The organism is Ornithinimicrobium sp. INDO-MA30-4, from assembly GCF_021535045.1.
Taxonomy (GTDB): domain Bacteria; phylum Actinomycetota; class Actinomycetes; order Actinomycetales; family Dermatophilaceae; genus Ornithinicoccus.
Window position 1 is genome coordinate 2,473,231 of the sequence record NZ_CP091056.1, and the last position, 15,549, is coordinate 2,488,779.

At 62.2% G+C, this 15,549-nt stretch carries 13 protein-coding genes and 7 pseudogenes; 14 read left to right on the plus strand and 6 right to left on the minus strand.

The features are described 5' to 3' along the window. Window positions 1-6 precede the first annotated feature (6 nt). The 3 genes and pseudogenes from L0A91_RS14955 to L0A91_RS14965 form a co-directional block, all read right to left on the minus strand. Window positions 7-1,260 carry a type II toxin-antitoxin system HipA family toxin gene (locus tag L0A91_RS14955; protein WP_235245142.1) on the minus strand — a complete coding sequence of 418 codons (1,254 nt, stop codon included), beginning with the start codon at window positions 1,258-1,260 and terminating at the stop codon, window positions 7-9. Next, on the minus strand, window positions 1,257-1,514 hold the full coding sequence (locus tag L0A91_RS14960; RefSeq protein ID WP_235245143.1) for a helix-turn-helix domain-containing protein: 258 nt from the start codon (window positions 1,512-1,514) through the stop codon (window positions 1,257-1,259). The genes L0A91_RS14955 and L0A91_RS14960 overlap by 4 nt, the downstream gene beginning before the upstream one ends. A gap of 100 nt (window positions 1,515-1,614) precedes the next feature. Further along, window positions 1,615-2,401 (minus strand): annotated as a pseudogene (locus tag L0A91_RS14965) (exodeoxyribonuclease III). Between the two features lie 52 nt (window positions 2,402-2,453). Between L0A91_RS14965 and L0A91_RS14970 the strand changes: the two are divergent. From L0A91_RS14970 to L0A91_RS15000, 8 genes and pseudogenes are all read left to right on the plus strand, one after another. After that, window positions 2,454-3,227 carry an SDR family oxidoreductase gene (locus L0A91_RS14970; RefSeq protein ID WP_235245145.1) on the plus strand — a complete coding sequence of 258 codons (774 nt, stop codon included), beginning with the start codon at window positions 2,454-2,456 and terminating at the stop codon, window positions 3,225-3,227. 20 nt (window positions 3,228-3,247) lie between these two features. After that, the gene (locus L0A91_RS14975; RefSeq protein ID WP_235245147.1) at window positions 3,248-3,406 is read left to right on the plus strand and encodes a hypothetical protein; all 159 of its coding nucleotides are present in this window, start codon (window positions 3,248-3,250) and stop codon (window positions 3,404-3,406) included. A 31-nt stretch (window positions 3,407-3,437) separates the two neighbouring features. Then, window positions 3,438-4,634: a glycoside hydrolase family 15 gene (locus tag L0A91_RS14980; protein ID WP_235245148.1), complete on the plus strand. Its 1,197-nt coding sequence runs from the start codon at window positions 3,438-3,440 to the stop codon at window positions 4,632-4,634. Window positions 4,635-4,682: 48 nt separating this feature from the next. Continuing rightward, window positions 4,683-4,970: pseudogene (locus L0A91_RS20120) on the plus strand (Gfo/Idh/MocA family protein); the annotation flags it as partial. A gap of 218 nt (window positions 4,971-5,188) precedes the next feature. After that, window positions 5,189-5,344: a hypothetical protein gene (locus tag L0A91_RS20125; protein ID WP_397333749.1), complete on the plus strand. Its 156-nt coding sequence runs from the start codon at window positions 5,189-5,191 to the stop codon at window positions 5,342-5,344. Beyond that, entirely contained in the window at window positions 5,341-5,583 is a 243-nt protein-coding gene (locus tag L0A91_RS14990; protein WP_235245150.1) for a hypothetical protein, read from the plus strand. Before L0A91_RS20125 ends, L0A91_RS14990 begins: the two co-directional genes overlap by 4 nt. 138 nt (window positions 5,584-5,721) lie before the next feature. Then, window positions 5,722-6,276 carry an orotate phosphoribosyltransferase gene (pyrE, locus tag L0A91_RS14995; RefSeq protein WP_397333750.1) on the plus strand — a complete coding sequence of 185 codons (555 nt, stop codon included), beginning with the start codon at window positions 5,722-5,724 and terminating at the stop codon, window positions 6,274-6,276. 92 nt (window positions 6,277-6,368) lie between these two features. Continuing rightward, window positions 6,369-6,638 carry a hypothetical protein gene (locus L0A91_RS15000; RefSeq protein WP_235245151.1) on the plus strand — a complete coding sequence of 90 codons (270 nt, stop codon included), beginning with the start codon at window positions 6,369-6,371 and terminating at the stop codon, window positions 6,636-6,638. 90 nt (window positions 6,639-6,728) lie between these two features. Here the strand turns inward: L0A91_RS15000 and L0A91_RS15005 are convergent, their stop codons facing one another. The 3 genes from L0A91_RS15005 to L0A91_RS15015 all read right to left on the minus strand — a co-directional run bounded on the left by L0A91_RS15005 (window position 6,729) and on the right by L0A91_RS15015 (window position 9,769). Continuing rightward, window positions 6,729-8,207 (minus strand): NlpC/P60 family protein, encoded by a 1,479-nt coding sequence (locus L0A91_RS15005; protein ID WP_235245152.1) that lies wholly within the window; start codon window positions 8,205-8,207, stop codon window positions 6,729-6,731. A gap of 312 nt (window positions 8,208-8,519) precedes the next feature. After that, window positions 8,520-8,660, minus strand: a complete 141-nt coding sequence (locus L0A91_RS15010) for a hypothetical protein (protein WP_235245153.1) — start codon at window positions 8,658-8,660, stop codon at window positions 8,520-8,522. Next, window positions 8,657-9,769: a hypothetical protein gene (locus L0A91_RS15015; RefSeq protein WP_235245154.1), complete on the minus strand. Its 1,113-nt coding sequence runs from the start codon at window positions 9,767-9,769 to the stop codon at window positions 8,657-8,659. The genes L0A91_RS15010 and L0A91_RS15015 overlap by 4 nt, the downstream gene beginning before the upstream one ends. 271 nt (window positions 9,770-10,040) lie before the next feature. Between L0A91_RS15015 and L0A91_RS15020 the strand changes: the two are divergent. The 6 genes and pseudogenes from L0A91_RS15020 (at window position 10,041) to L0A91_RS15045 (ending at window position 15,387) form a co-directional block, all read left to right on the plus strand. Beyond that, window positions 10,041-10,631: pseudogene (locus L0A91_RS15020) on the plus strand (DedA family protein). Then, a pseudogene (locus tag L0A91_RS15025) lies at window positions 10,628-11,319 on the plus strand (TrmH family RNA methyltransferase). The pseudogenes L0A91_RS15020 and L0A91_RS15025 overlap by 4 nt, the downstream one beginning before the upstream one ends. A 142-nt stretch (window positions 11,320-11,461) precedes the next feature. Beyond that, window positions 11,462-12,489 (plus strand): annotated as a pseudogene (gene fbaA / locus L0A91_RS15030) (class II fructose-bisphosphate aldolase). Next, a pseudogene (locus L0A91_RS15035) lies at window positions 12,453-12,892 on the plus strand (DUF3151 domain-containing protein). Before fbaA ends, L0A91_RS15035 begins: the two co-directional pseudogenes overlap by 37 nt. A 160-nt stretch (window positions 12,893-13,052) precedes the next feature. Then, a complete protein-coding gene (locus L0A91_RS15040; protein ID WP_235245156.1) occupies window positions 13,053-14,036 on the plus strand; it encodes a hypothetical protein in 984 nt (327 codons plus the stop codon). A 53-nt stretch (window positions 14,037-14,089) separates the two neighbouring features. Next, window positions 14,090-15,387 (plus strand): annotated as a pseudogene (locus L0A91_RS15045) (adenylosuccinate synthase). The last annotated feature ends 162 nt before the right edge of the window (window positions 15,388-15,549 follow it).

The window sequence follows — 15,549 nt, forward strand, 5'->3', positions numbered from 1 at the left end:
CGAGGTCTAGTTGGTCAGAGAGCTGAGAGCTGAACCAGATCGCTCCATCAGCATGTCCCACGCAGCCAACGGGACACCTGGGTGGTGAGCTCGGTCAATATCTGCCAGGGCGCGGCCCAAGCTCTGAGCAACGTTGGCCACTAGGGCGGCTGCGTCTGACGCAGGCACTCCCCAACTACTGATTTCGTCGGTGACGTGGCTGGTCGTGAGTCGATCAAAGCTCCGTTCGCCGGCCAGATCTAGCGCTGAAAGGTGACTGCCTTCGTGGTGTAGGTGCGCAGCAATATCGTATGCGGGGGCTAGGCGCACGGAGCCGGTGGGTGGTCGTAAGAATGACGTGTTCTTGGCGTGGTGATCGGTATTTCCGACGAGGTAGGAAAACGCCACGAGCTTGGCTAGCGGGGCGACTCCGCTGCCTGATGTCTTCAGCACACTGGCTGCGTGGCTCCAACTTGGCATCCGTGCGCCTCGTTGGAACTTGCGGGCAGGGTCCAACGTCGACAGGCCGATTGCTTGAGCGAGATCTTCTTGGTGGAGACCGGTCACGATGCCGTCGTGGACCACGCGGTCATATCGGCTGACGGCGATGGCTCGCATGTCCTCGAAACGGTGCACCTGGGCTTCAACTGTTGTGAGCCCAAGGGCGCGAGCTAAGTCGAGGCATAGTGCCTCAGTATCGATGACATCAGCGGCAGGCGAACCTTCAGGGTGACCCACTTTGAGGATCCAGGTCGACAAGTTGCCCGGGCCAGGGGCTAACCACTCGGCTCCGATTCGATTGAGGCCAATCTTGGGGACCATGCCTGCTAACGAAGTGGACTGGAGGGTTGCTCCGGCCGCGCGACTCGTCACCTGTTTCAACCGGGCAGCGATGTCGCCATCGGTCAAGGAACGATCCTTGGATGTGCTGAGCGTCGGGCGGTTAGCGACGAAGCTCAGGCCGCCGGCGGTGTCTTGGCCATAGTGAGTGAGGAAGCCATAGATGTCGTCGGGCTCAACTCCTGCCGCGACGGCATAGTGCACACGAGCCTCCCCTTCGGGGAGGAGCCCTTGGATGAACGTTGTTGCTCGAACATCTGTGTCGCGGCGTGAAGTCGCCGTGATCGGCAGAATATTGCTGACAATGCGAGATTGGCTGCCCCAACGTTGCAGCGCAGCGGCGGTCCATCGCCAGGTGATGCGATCGACTCGATCGGGGTGCGGTGCGACTGTCGCAACCTGGTCACCATATAGCCAGACTTGCAGCTCCGAGGCGCTCACCAGTCAAATTCTTCGGGATCGGACTTGGCGGGATGAGCCCTCAAATTGACCTCGACGCCGAGGCGTTGGAAGACGGCAAAGAGGCGCTGAGAGTACTGGGTGTCCTTGCCCGCCTCGAGCTCAACGACATACCGCCGGGGAAGCCCCGTGGCTTCGGCCAGTTCTGCCTGGGTGAGCCCTTGGAGCCTGCGCACGTCCGCTAAGTATCCGCCGATGTCTGCTGGGCTTTGCGGGTTCGTCCAAATTTCGGTCATGATCGACACCTCCTTGGATGTGAGGATATCCGCTCATAGCCTATGTGTGCAATTATTCGCACATTGTCAAAATGTGCGAATAATTGCATGTCGAGGTGGGTTACGTCAGGTCGACGATCACCGGGGCATGGTCAGAGGCACCCTTGCCCTTGCGCTCTTCGCGGTCAATCATCGCGCCCTCAACTCGGTTGGCCAATGCGGGGGAGCCGAGGCAAAGTCGATCCGTAGGCCGCGCTTCTTGGGGAAACTCAACTGGGTGTAGTCCCAGTAGGTGTACGTCCCTGGGCCGGGCGTGTGCTCACGGGTGACGTCCGCATACCCAGCATCGTTGAAACTAAAGAAAGCAGCGCGCTCTTCGGGGCTGACGTGAGTCTTGCCCTCAAAAGCTTCAGTTGACCAGACGTCTTCGTCGGTAGGCGCAACGTTCCAGTCGCCCATCAGCGCAATCTGCGCATCGGCGTCGTCGGCCAACCAGCCGGCTGCGTCTGTGCGCAGGGCCGCAAACCACTCCAGCTTGTAATCCATGTGTGGATCGCCCAATTCGCGCCCATTGGGCACATAGAGAGACCACACGCGCACGCCGCCACACAACGCGGAGAGTGCCCGTGCCTCATCCGCTGCGGGGTCGCCCCACTGCGGCATCCCAGCAAACCCCACCTGGACATCCTCGATGCCGACGCGGGAGATGATGGCCACGCCATTCCACTGATTCAGCCCGTGATGGGTCACTTCATAGTCGGTGCCCTCAAAGGCTGAATACGGGAACTGGTCATTCCGACACTTCGTCTCCTGCACTGCCAACACGTCGACATCGTGGCGCTCCAAAAAGCGACCACCCGATCGACTCGGGCCCGCATACTGTTCACATTCCAAGTAGCTATCCGCACACCCCACACCCTAAAGGTCGGGTATGACAGCCCTTCGCCCTACTCTGGGCTTATGGGAACAGCCTTAGTGACCGGAGCATCCGCCGGAATTGGCCGCGCGCTCGCTATCGAGATTGCCGATCGAGGCCACGACGTGGTCTTGGTCGCACGTGATCAAGCGCGGCTCGAAGCCCTGGCTGCCGAGATTTCGTCACAGTTCAAAGTTGAGGCGACAGTGCTGGCGGCGGACCTCAGCGACCGGGCGCAGCTGCGGCAAGTGGCTGACCGGGTCGCCGACCCTGACCAGCCCATCGACTTGCTGGTGAACAACGCTGGCTTTGGCGTCAACCAGTCCTTTACCGTCGGCGACGTTGCGGCCGAAGAGTTGGCACTCGACGTCATGGTGCGCGCCGTGATGGTGCTCAGCCGCTCGGCTGTCGGAGCGATGGTCGAGCGCGGGCATGGCGCGGTGCTCAACGTCTCCTCGGTTGCCTCGCTGGCCGTCATGGGGCACTACTCGGCGATTAAGTCCTATGTGACTGTCTTCTCCGAAGCCTTGGCAGCGGAGTTGGCTGGCACCGGCGTCACGGTGACTGCATTGCTCCCTGGCTTCGTGCATACCGAGTTTCACGAGCGCGCCGCGATGAACATGGATCGGCTGCCTGAGGCCTGGTGGCTCGATGCCCACCGGTTAGCTCAAGACGCGCTGGAAGACGTCTCTGCTGGCAAAATCATCTCGATCCCTGGCGCTCGCTACAAGAGCCTTGCCGCCGTCTTGAACACTCTGCCCCGCAGTCTGATCCGCAAGGTGTCGACTGAGTTGGCTGTTCGCCGCCGCACGTCTTGAGGTCAGGTCGTCGCCCCGGCTTGCGGCTGTGGGCCGTTGCCGCCGTCTTGGTCGGCACGCTGAGTTTAGGATCAATGTGGTGGGGCGCTCGCCACGCAGTTGTCCCGCTGCACCAGGCCGGGGTCGTTATTGACTCCCGCGGCGACCTGGCCGAATTGAGCCCTGGAGTCGTGGACTAAGGACGACTATTGGGGCCCCGGTCGCCGTATTTTGGCTCTCGACCTTGAGCCTGAGCAAGAGTCGATACACGCCTCATTGCTGGGGGCCGCGGTGGCGAGCGACGTGATGTGGCTCAGTCGTGGCGAAACGCCTGGCCTTGGTGGCCCTTATGAAGATATGTCTGCCCGGGCGCTGTGGGACATGCGCACGCTCACGGCACCAGGCGATGCAGCGGTGGGTGCAGTCTTGGCAGCGGCTTCGCCGAATTGGGGGTATGTCTGGCCGCGGGATGCCGCCTTTGTTGCGGTGGCGTACGCGCAGACTGGGCACCACGAAGATGCCCTGGCTGTCCTGAGCTTTCTGTCCGATCAGCAGGCTAACGACGGATCTTTTCAGGCGCGCTATCTGCCTGAAGGCGACCAGGCGGTGCCCGATGCGCGTGAGCCACAGGAGGATGGCCCAGGCTGGGCGCTGTGGGCTGTGGCGTCGGTGATCGCTGCTCAGCCAACGCCGGAGGATCGGGCCGAGGCAATCACCACGCTGAAGCCCCTGATCATCCTGTCCACCGTGCGGATCATCGATCAGATTGCCCCCGGCACTGCCCTGCCAGCTCCATCACCAGACTATTGGGAAGTCCCGGAGGACGAGTTAACCCTCGGCGTTGCCGCCACCAGCGCAAACGGCTTGGATTGGGCTGTCTGGATGACGGAACAGGGCTGGCTAAGCGACAACGATTGGCGGCTGGCCGGCACCGGGGCTCCGGAGCTGCAGTCTCAGGCTGTCTCCATGCGGCAGGCAGTCGTCGATGCATTCGGCCCCGACTACCCGCGAACGGTGGACGGTCGGGTGGATGCGGCCCTCATGTTCCTCATGCCGCCACTGGCTCGGTGTAGCTATCCAGGTGCCAGGCCAGCGCTTGAGTCGGGCATGGCGGAGATGATGCGACCGGCTGGGGGTATCGCCCCGGGAGCGGGGTGGAAGTCCGACGGGGTTTCGTGGACTCCGGAGACGGCTTTGCTTGGCCTAGTCGCTGCCGCAGAGGGTGATCAGCAGGAGACAGCACGTTGGCTGTCGTGGCTGGACGAGCATCGCACTGAGGCAGGTTCGCTTCCCGAGAAGGTGATGCACGATGGTGAGCCGGGGGCGGTGGCGCCACTGGCGTGGACAGCAGCCTCGGTGGTGATCACGCTGAGCCTGGTTGAATCTTGGCCAAATGCCTCTGAGTCAGCGTCCAATTGCGCAAACTGACGCGTCTGTCGGAGGCGGTCGCTAGGGTTGTGGCATGGATGACATCAGATGGGGAATCGTTGGCCCGGGTCGCATTGCGAGGGGGTGGCCGCCGACTTTGAGCACGTGCCCGGGGCCATTCTGGCGGGCGTAGCGTCGCGCAGTGCCGAGCGCTCGGCGGCATTCGCGGCTGACTTTGGTGTCGAAAAGTTCTACGGCTCCTACGGCGAGATCATTGCGGACCCAGATATCGACGTGCTGTACATCTCGACGCCGCACCCGCAGCACCACGCCATCGCCTTAGCGGCTATCGCGGCTGGCAAGCACCTGCTCGTGGAGAAGAGTTTCACCGCGACCGTTGCTGGCGCCGAACAAATCGTTGCGGCTGCTCGCCACAAAGGTGTCTTCGTGATGGAAGCCATGTGGACGCGCTTTCAACCCACGATGGTTGAGGTCCGCCGACGTGTTGAGGCAGGCGAGATCGGCGACGTGCGAGCCGTCCAGGCGGATCTGGGTGTTGACCGGCCCTATGACCCTCAGGATCGGCTGTTCGACCCCGAGCAAGGGGAGGGGCAATGCTCGACTTGGGTGTGTATGTCGTCTCGCTGGCTCAGTGGTTCCTCGGCACGCCTGAGAAAACTCACGTGGTGGGCTCGTTGGCTCCAACAGGCGTCGACATGGAGGCTGCGATCCTCATCGACTTTGTGATGGCAAGGCCGCCTCACTGGTGAGTTCGTTGCGCCAGGCGAGCCCTGGATCGGCGCGGATCATCGGCACCAAGGGCGTCATCGACATCCCGCCGCGCTTCCACCACCCCGCATCAGCAACGATCACGGTGCACGGTCAAGAGCCAGAAGTCATCGACGCTCCGCCGTCGGGCACCGGCTACAGCCATGAGTTGATTGAAGTGACCGAACGGATCAAGGGCGGTCATACCGAGTCTGAGGTCATGCCCTCGCCGACACTTTGACGGTCCAGCGCATTCTCAATGACGCGGCCGAGCAGTTGGGCGTCTTCCACAGCGAAGACGATTCGGTTGATGTCTAGCGGTTCATCCCGACCTCACCGTCGCGCGGATTGAGGGCGACTCACCGCAACCGCCGATAAAGTGTCGGTTGTGACTACACCTCGTGAGCAATTGCTGCAGATCATTCGCGATCAAGCCATCGTGCACGGTCAGGTGACCTTGTCCTCGGGCGCTCAGGCTGACTACTACGTGGACCTGCGTCGCGTCACCTTGGATGGAGTGGCCGGTCCACTCGTGGGCCAGGTGATGCTGGACCAACTCCAAGATCTCGAGTTCGACGCAGTCGGTGGGTTGACGATGGGCGCCGACCCGGTGGCCACCGCCATGTTGCACGCCGCCGCCGCTCGTGGGCAGGCACTCGACGCCTTTGTCGTGCGCAAGGCAGGCAAGGCGCATGGTCTGCAACAGCGCATCGAAGGTCCTTCCATTAAGGGCCGCCGTGTCGTCGTGGTCGAAGACACCTCGACCACGGGAGGGTCGCCGTTGACTGCAATGGAGGCATGCCGTGAGGAGGGCGCCGAGGTGGTGGCCGTTGCCGTCATCGCGGATCGTGCCAAGGACGCGCAGGCCCGCATCACCGAAGCAGGATTGCCCTACTTGGCTGCCTACTCCCTGAGCGATCTCGGCCTAGCCTGACGTAACTGGAAATGGCGCCAGGTCAGGCGACATCGCGGAAGCGATCAAGGGGCTGCTCAGGAGGCGCTGAGGCGGGTCAGCACGAGTATTTCTTGCGCCCCCATGTAGTTGCGGCGTTCGGCTTGGCCGAAGTTGGCTACACGCCCGACCCGCAGGGTCTCAACCCGCCAAGACCACCGTGGTGGTGGCGAGACTTTGCGGCTGTTTCGATCGGCAAGTTCTACGGTGAGCCAGAGCCGATGCCGATTCTGGTGGCCGATCGAGTCGAGATGCTGCAAGAGGCGATTGGCTCGCTGGGCCAACTTGAGAGGGTGCTCAAGTCAGAACTGCAAGCCGCGCAGAAGATCGCGAAGACCCTCTAACTTTGCGCCGTGGACTCGCTAAACGCACTTTGTCCCGGTGTTCGCTGGAAATAGCCAGCAAATACCGGGACAAAGCGCGAACGATCGGATTTAGTTAACGCTTCCGTAGCCCGTCACGCCGGAGAACATGTTGCGCTTCTGCACCGGGATGCCCGCACGACCTGAGTCATAGATCTGGCCGTCACCGGCGTAAATCGCCACGTGCCAGGCGGGGCTGCCCCAGAACACCAGGTCGCCCGGCTGTGGGTTGGACACTGGCGTTGAAAAGGCTTGCTGCTGAGCAGCCGTGCGTGGCAGTGAGATGCCCAGTTGAGCGTGCACGTACTGCGTGTAGCCAGAGCAGTCGAAGCCTGCTGGAGTCTCGCCGCCCCAGACGTACATGATGCCGAAGTACTTCTCAGCCTCACGCAAGACGGCGTTCGAGCTAACGCTGCTGCTACCACCGGAGCTCACATCGTCTCTCGAAGCCGACGACTGCGGACGGCTGGAGGTGAGGATGACGCTGGAGATGTAGCGGCCGTTGCTCATCTTGAGCCAGCCGTTGGAGGTCATGGTGCCGGTGACCTTGGTGTCGCGGCTCAGTGTGCCGACGACGCGATAGCCTAGGCCAGCGCCGGAGCGGACGTTGCCGGCGCCTGCGGTGACGTATCGGGTGACGGTGGAAGAGCTGCTGGACGAGCCCGAGCTGCTTGAGTTTGAAGGGCTGCTTGAGGTGAGGATGACACCGGAGATGTAGCGGCCGTTGCTCATCTTGAGCCAGCCGTTGGAGGTCATGGTGCCGGTGACCTTGGTGTCGCGGCTCAGGGTGCCGACGACGCGATAGCCCAGGCCGGCGCCGGAGCGGACGTTGCCGGCGCCTGCGGTGACGTATCGGGTGACGGTGGAAGAGCTGCTGGACGAGCCCGAGCTGCTTGAGCTTGAAGGGCTGCTTGAGGTGAGGATGACACCTGAGATGTAGCGGCCGTTGCTCATCTTGAGCCAGCCGTTGGAGGTCATGGTGCCGGTGACCTTGGTGTCGCGGCTCAGGGTGCCGACGACGCCGTAGCCCAGGCCGGCGCCGGAGCGGACGTTGCCGACACCTGCGGTGACATAGCGCGTCACCGTCGAGGAGCTGCTGGACGAGCTTGAACTGCTGGACCCCGAGCCGCTGCGCAGGACCGAGAGTCCGATGTAGCGACCGTTGGATGTCTTGAGCCAGCCGTTGACGATCGTGCCGGTGACCTTGGTCCCGCGGCTGACGGAGCCGACAACAGAGTTCGACATGCTTGGACCGGAGCGGACATTAGCCATGTAGACGTCGACATAGCGAGTCACCGTGCTCGGTGCCGTCTGGATCGGAATCGTCGGCAGGTGCCGCGCTGGCGCAACTGCGGGCGTCGCAGCGATGCCCGCAGCCGCAGTCTGGCCGAGGGCCGGATGCGTGGCAGGAACGTTCACAAGGGCAGCCTGGGCGGGTGCAGCGCCGGCTACAGGGATCACCGCAGCAGCAAGAACCATCGCAGCGCGTCGCATGTCGCAACGTTGCCGGGAGGTGGGCAGGCTGGCTGCAGGCGTGTTCTCAGCAGTCATAGTCCGTTCCAAAAATCGGGGAGTGAAGCAAAGACGAGTGAAGCCCACAAAGGCACCCTGTGCAACCCCTTTCACTCGAGTCACATCAGCGACACGCGAGAACTACATCGATGTGATTATGTGATCCTGATCACAGGCTCCCAGGGATCTCCCAGGTCAGCCGTTCGCTGACAAGAATCCCATCGTTGTGACTCAAAGGAATTGTTCATTTGCTGGGTCAAAAGGGGTCCCTGTGGCTGGTGAGGGCACCTTGGGAAATGGCGAAGGGCCGCCCTCGCAGTGAGAAGCGGCCCTTCATGTTGTTGCGGGTGTTTAGCGGCGCTTGCGGTCCCAGTGGACGAAGCCAGCGGCCTTTGCGCTCTCTTCGGAGTCGAACCAGACGTCTCCGCGGGAGCTGTCGAAGTTCGGTGACTCTGCGGTGTGGAAGAGCATTGAGCCCTGATTGCCCTTCACCGCGTAGCCGGCCGGCTCGGAGCCGTCTTCGTTGGCCAGCGCGGAGCCTGAGCCGTATGGGCCCTCCACGATCTCGCCTTGAGCGGGAGTGGCCTCTGCCTGGTCGAAGTGTGGCGAGTCGGGCTCTTCCCCGTGCCGTCGCTGTGCAAGGTCGGCTCTTCCGGCATCGGCTCATCCGCGGTCGGCTCGTCCGAGAAGGGCACCGTCGCTGATTCGTCTGCGGCGGGTGCGTCATATGCAGGAGCCTCCGAGATGGGTGCGTCGGCTACGGGAGCCTCTACAAAGCCAGCCTCCGTCGCATCGGCTGGAATGTCGTCGGCGTCGTCCCACTCCGTTTGTGCCGGGGGCACGACCGTCGGGCTTTGGCTGACCTCGGGCGCCTCGACGCTCTCGACCGAGTGCTCAACGCTCGGCTCGCCGCCCTGCTCAACCACTGGCTCAGAGTCAACGGGCGTCCAATCACCGAGGGCGTCTTCCTGCCCAGACGGCTCTTCGGTGGTCTTGTCGATGGGGGCATCGTCGCTCGGCGCAGCCTCAAAGCTCGCGGGAGCCGCATACGTGGTTTCTTCGGCAGCCGGGCTTGGCTCGCCAAAGGTCACTGACCGCGCTGCGGCCTCTTGTTCTGCCTCTTGCTCCTCAATCGGGCTGACGGGGGCTTCCTCGACGGCCTGTTCGGAGTCGACATCAGGCTGGTCCACGACGGGCGTTGGCTCTTCGCCAGTGGCGTCGGAGACGGGCACCTCATCGCCGCTGGCCGTATCGACATACGAGCCTTCGTGGGCCTGATTCTGTGGCTCACCATCCGCAACCGGCTCATCTACGCCCTCGGGCTCGGGAGTCTCCGAGGCGACTGGTGGCTCGACGGCTGACGCTTCTTGGTCGAATGGCTCGGCGTCGCCGTGTGGTCTAGCGTGCTTATCGACCGTGCCAGCGTCACCGGCGGCAACGTGCGAGCCGCCGGGGGCGTGCGTATCTTGGGTCGTCGACGCGTCATCAGCGCCGTTGTCGGCCTTGTCCCGGCCGCCGGACGGGCGACGAGTCAGCATGTAGGCGATGGCTGCGACGATCAGCACCACCAGAATGATCAGAAACCACTGCATCGGATCCATAGTCGGTCCATCCTCAAAACTGTCGCAGCTTGGACGCCGCGAATGTTGTCTGGGGCTCTCAAGCCACCCCTGTCACCTCCACCGTAGTGGGAGGGGCCGACATACTGTTGGCATCCGGCCTGTTGGGCCACGTCAGGCGATCTCAGCGGGCCCTCAGCAGATCAGTGCCAAAATGGTCTACGGCTCCGATCTGGCAGCCACCTCAATCTAGGAGTACGGCGTGAGTAGTGGCAGTGAACTGACTGGAGTCGCGGGCTGGGCGGTCAACTTGATGGAGACCCTGGGCGGTCCTGGGGCTGGCCTGGCGATCGCGTTGGAGAACCTCTTTCCGCCGCTGCCCAGTGAGATCATCTTGCCGCTGGCAGGGTTCACCGCTAGCCAGGGCTCGTTCAGCCTGGCCGGAGCTATTTTTGGACCACGCTTGGCTCTGCCGTCGGCGCGCTTGCGCTGTATGGGTTGGGCGTCGCTTTGGGGCGTCAACGCTTGCGGGCCATTTGGGCCCGGATCCCGCTGACCAACCTCAATGACCTAGATCGCACCGAAGCCTGGTTCGAAAAGCACGGCCGAAAAGCAGTTTCTTTGGCCGGATGATCCCGATCTTCCGCAGCCTGATCTCGATCCCGGCGGGCGTCGAAAAGATGTCGATCGTCACCTTCACGCTGCTGACGACCGCTGGCAGCCTGATCTGGAACACGATCTTTGTGCTGGCTGGTTTCTATCTTGGCGAGCGGTGGACCGAGGTTGAGGCCTACACCGGAGTTTTCCAAAAATTGTCATCGTCGTTGTCGTGGGCCTCTTCGCTTGGTGGCTGATCAACCGACTGCGTAATCCAGAGCCCAAGATCACAGGTCGGGCGTTGTGAGCGAGGCCAACGCCGACGGGGCACCGGTCGGCGATGAGCAGAAGCAAGAGGTCGGGCTAGGCCCATGGAAGGGTCCGTGGCCAAGCACGGAATCGGGAAACCTGCCTGAGCGCTACGACCCTGAGTTGCTCACCAACGGCGATCGGCGCAATGTGGTCGACGCCTACCGCTACTGGCGGCAGGAAGCGATCATCGCCGATCTCGATGGACGGCGGCACGGGCTGCACATCGCCGTCGAAAACTGGGGCCACGACTTCAATATCGGCTCGGTGATCCGCACCGGCAACGCCTTCAACGTCGCGGCCTTTCACATCGTGGGCAAGCGTCGCTGGAATCGTCGCGGAGCCATGGTCACCGACCGATACCAGCACGAATACCACCACAGTAGCGTCGCGGACCTGCTCGAATGGGCCAGTTCTGTCCCTGGAGGTATGCCGATCATCGCCCTCGAGATCGGCCCGGGTTCGACGCCACTGGAGGAGGCTTACCTGCCTCGACAAGCGTTGATGATCTTTGGCCAAGAGGGCCCGGCCTGAGTCCTGAAGCCCTGGCCGCCGCCGACCAGGTGCACTCAATTGCTCAGTTCGGCTCGACTCGCTCCATAAACGCTGGCGCCGCTGCGGCCATCGCCATGCACGCCTGGGTCCGCCAGCATGTCTTCGGGCAAGTGCCGCCGTCTGCATCCTGAGAGACCCACTGCGAACGCGTCTCGGTGCCATCGACTGGATTTCACCGGCTGGTTTGTCCTGCCATTGAGCGATCTGTGGAAGCATAAGGACTGAGCCAATCGCTGTTCCCGGTTTGTATGCCGGGGCCCATGAGGAGGATTTATGCCCATCGCAACCCCCGAGGTCTATTCGGACATGCTGGACCGGGCCAAGGCTGGCCGGTTCGCCTACCCCTCGATCAACGTCAGTTCTAGTCAGACGTTGAACGCCGCCATCCGCGGATTTGCCGAGGCCGGTAGCGACGGCATCATCCAGGTTTCGACCGGTGGCGCGGACTACCTCTCTGGCTCGACAATTAAGAACATGGTGTCGGGTTCGCTGGCGTTCGCGGCTTACGCACACGAAGTCGCCAAGCACTTCGACGTCAACATCGCGCTGGCTACTGACCACCGCCCCAAGGACAAGTTGGATGGCTTCGTGCGTCCGCTCCTCGCTGCCTCAACTGAGCAGGTCAAGAGTGGCGGACTGCCCATCTTCCAGCAACACATGTGGGATGGGTCTGCTGTCCCGCTCGAAGAAAACTTAGAGATCGCCGAAGAGCTCTTGGGTCTGGCGGCCGCTGCCAAGATCGTGCTTGAGGTTGAGATCGGTGTTGTTGGTGGCGAAGAAGACGGAGTCGCCAACGAGATCAACGAAAGCTATACACCACGCCGGAAGACGCGATGGCCACTATTGAGGCTCTCGGTGGTGGCGACAAGGGCCGCTACTTGACCGCCCTCACCTTTGGCAACGTCCACGGCGTCTACAAGCCGGGCAACGTCAAGCTCCGCCCCGAAATCCTGAAGACGGCCCAGGAGGCTGCGGCCAAGGAATTGGGTCTGGGATCCGACGCGCGGCCGTTTGACCTGGTCTTCCACGGTGGCTCTGGCTCGACAGCCGAGGAGATTGCCGAAGCAGTCAACAACGGCGTCGTGAAGATGAACGTTGACACCGACACCCAATACGCCTTTACCCGCAACATCGCTGGCTACATGATGGCCAACTATGACGGCGTCCTGAAGATCGATGGCGAGGTCGGCGCCAAGAAGCAGTACGACCCGCGCGCCTGGGGTAAGGAAGCTGAGGCCGCCATGGCTGCCCGTGTTGTTGAGGCATGCGAGCACCTGAACTCCGCAGGCAAGCACCAGTGATCGGCAACGACCTGCTGGGCATCCCCGAAACCTTGCTGCCGGTTGACCCGGCGGCGGCCAGGTTGGAGGAGGGCGTCGACCCTCGCCAGGTTGCGGCGGCAGCTCCCACCTCGAGTATGGCGTGGGCAGTGCTGGCAGAAGATGCTCTAGAAGACGGTCTCGACGTTGAGGCGTATGCGTTTGCCCGCACCGGCTATCACCGTGGCTTGGATTCGCTGCGTAAGGCTGGGTGGCGCGGACAGGGACCAGTGCCGTGGAGTCACGAGCCTAACCGTGGCTTTTGCGCTCGCTGGGCGCTTTGTCGAAGGCGGCAGAGCGCATTGGCGAGACGGAAGAAGAGCGGCGTTGCGCTGACTTCTTGCGGGCCTCGTCCGCGGATGCTGCACGCGAACTGAACCTTTAATGTGGTTGTGATCGGCGCCAAGCCTGCACCGACAAGGCGCCGATCACACCCCTGAGTGTCAGACTGCGCGTCCCCTGCGGTATGCCCGACGAAACCCATGCAATCACAGAGATTTCCCCAACGTTGGCCTTTGTATGCCAGTGGCAGTAAGTTGCATTACGTGAACGACCAATCCAGACTCGCCGAGTTGCCCGATGACGCGCTTGCCCTTCTCCGCCATGTGCTGCGCTCGCAGCCGTGCCCTACGACTGGCCATGCCGGGGCCATTGGTTGGAGTCAGCAGCGGACCCAAGACGTGGTAGCCGCACTCGAGAGCCGTGGTTTGGTGCGCATTGGCGCTGATCACGTGGTGCGTGCGCTCGATCCGAGGGTGAGCATTGGCCGCTTACTGGACCGGGCTGAGTCAGACATCGAGTCCCGACGATCCCAGATCGCCACGATGCGGGAATCAATCGACAGCCTGGAGCGAGATTTTCGGCAAGGTCAGCAAATCGACGCCCCAAAATTGCCACTCTTTGAAGAAGTGACTACTGCCCATGCCCCTGAAGTTGTCGAACGGCTTGATCGGATGACCACGGGCGCGGTTCTGCAGGTCACGGCCCAAATCGAGGTTGGTCCCGGCCACGACCCCGGCGTCTCAAGGCTGCGTCGAGACAGCCTGCTACGTGGGCGTGAGGTGAAGTCCATTTTCAGCATCGAGGTCTTGCAACACGCCCCGGCTAGGGCTATCGCCGAGGAGCGGGCTAGTGCCGGGGAGCGCCAACGCTTCCTGGATGCTGTTTCGGTGCAATTCGCGGTGTTCGGGGATGCGGGAGTGCTAATGAATTCTGGTGATGACAGTCCTGCTGAATACCTGCTGGTGCGCTCGGCTGCCCTGGTCCAAGCCTTTAAGGAACTGTTCCAAGAAATGTGGCGACGAGCCGAGCCGCTGGATGAATTCGCCCCAGCTCAGCAATCGACACGCATCATGGAGTTGATGGCGCTGGGGTTTAAGGATGAAGCGATAGCCAGACATCTCGGGGTGGGGCTGAGAACCGTCCGGCGTCGCATTTCGGACGAAATGAGCAACCGAGGCGTCGACACTCGGTTCCAATTGGGTCTCGCTGCTGGGCGAAGTGGCGTGATTGATCAACGCAAGGGATAACCCCCGGTACGCTGGGGTTGTCCGTTTTACGTACCGCTGAAGGTGAAAATCCTATGCCCGCAATTGTTTTGATCGGCGCCCAATGGGGCGATGAAGGCAAGGGAAAAGCGACTGACTTGCTTGGTAGCCGCGTTGACTACGTTGTGAAGTTCAACGGTGGAAACAATGCTGGCCACACTGTTGTCATTGGCGACCAAAAGTACGCGCTTCACCTGCTGCCCAGCGGTATTCTCACCGACTCAGTGACGCCGGTGATCGCCAATGGTGTCGTCGTCGACCTATCCGTGCTGATCGAAGAGTTGGACGCGTTGGAGGCCCGTGGGGTCGACACGTCCAAACTGCGCATCAGCTCGAACGCGCACGTCATCCCCCGTACAACCGGGTGCTCGACAAGATGGCCGAGCGATTCTTGGGCAAGCGCAAATTGGGGACCACCGGCCGTGGCATCGGCCCGACTTATGCGGACAAGATGAACCGCGTCGGCATCCGGATGCAGGATCTCTTTGATGAGTCGATTTTGCGACAGAAGGTCGAGGCTGCCCTGGAGGTCAAAAACCAGACGCTGCTGAAGATCTACAACCGTCGCGCAGTGGCAGCGGAAGAGGTCATGGAGGAGTTGCTCGCCCACGTCGAGCGCGTGCGCCCCATGGTTCTCGACACGTCGTTGGTGCTGAGCGATGCACTCGATGACGACAAGGTTGTCCTGTTCGAGGCCGGTCAGGCCACGTTGCTTGATGTCGACCACGGGACATACCCCTTCGTCACATCGTCAAACGCCACCTCCGGCGGGGCCTGCACCGGCTCTGGTGTGCCCCCGACGCGGATCGACCGAGTGATCGCGATCCTGAAGGCATACACAACGCGTGTTGGCGAGGGGCCGTTCCCGACCGAGTTGGAAGACGAAAACGGCGAATTCCTGCGCTCGCAAGGCGGCGAGTATGGCACGACGACTGGCCGCCCGCGTCGCTGCGGCTGGCTGGATGTTGTCATCGGGCGTTACGCGCAGCGGATCAATGGTGTGACTGACTTCGTCATCACCAAACTCGACATCCTCACGGGCCTCGAGACGATCCCGGTGTGTGTTGCCTACGACGTGCACGGTGAGCGCTTCGATGAGATGCCGGTCAACCAGTCAGACTTCCACCACGCCAAGCCCATTTATGAAGAGCTGCCTGGCTGGTCGGAGGATATTTCTAAGTGCCAGACCTTTGATGAGTTGCCGGCCAACGCGCAGGCGTATGTCTTGCGAGTCGAAGAGCTGATCGGCGCCCGAGTGTCGGCGATTGGTGTTGGCCCCGGCCGCACCGAGACCATCCAGCGCTTTAGCCTGTTGGGCGAAGACGACGTCTAACCACGGAGAGCGGGCCTCGCCCTGTCAGCCTCGCCCCTGTCAGCCTCGCCTGGTGAGCGCCGGCTGGTGAGGTAGCTCCTGCCCCGGCAAAAAGTGCGATTCGCGCTTTTGTGCGCTGTTCGCATGTTTAAACACGCGAACAGCGAGATTTTCCGCGAATCG

Bases quoted from the DNA above. Each gene is read 5' to 3' on its own strand.
- L0A91_RS14960 (WP_235245143.1), bottom strand. From the start codon at position 1,514: ATGACCGAAATTTGGACGAACCCGCAAAGCCCAGCAGACATCGGCGGA.
- L0A91_RS14970 (WP_235245145.1), top strand. From the start codon at position 2,454: ATGGGAACAGCCTTAGTGACCGGAGCATCCGCCGGAATTGGCCGCGCG.
- L0A91_RS20125 (WP_397333749.1), top strand. From the start codon at position 5,189: ATGCTCGACTTGGGTGTGTATGTCGTCTCGCTGGCTCAGTGGTTCCTC.
- L0A91_RS15005 (WP_235245152.1), bottom strand. From the start codon at position 8,207: ATGACTGCTGAGAACACGCCTGCAGCCAGCCTGCCCACCTCCCGGCAA.
- L0A91_RS15015 (WP_235245154.1), bottom strand. From the start codon at position 9,769: ATGGATCCGATGCAGTGGTTTCTGATCATTCTGGTGGTGCTGATCGTC.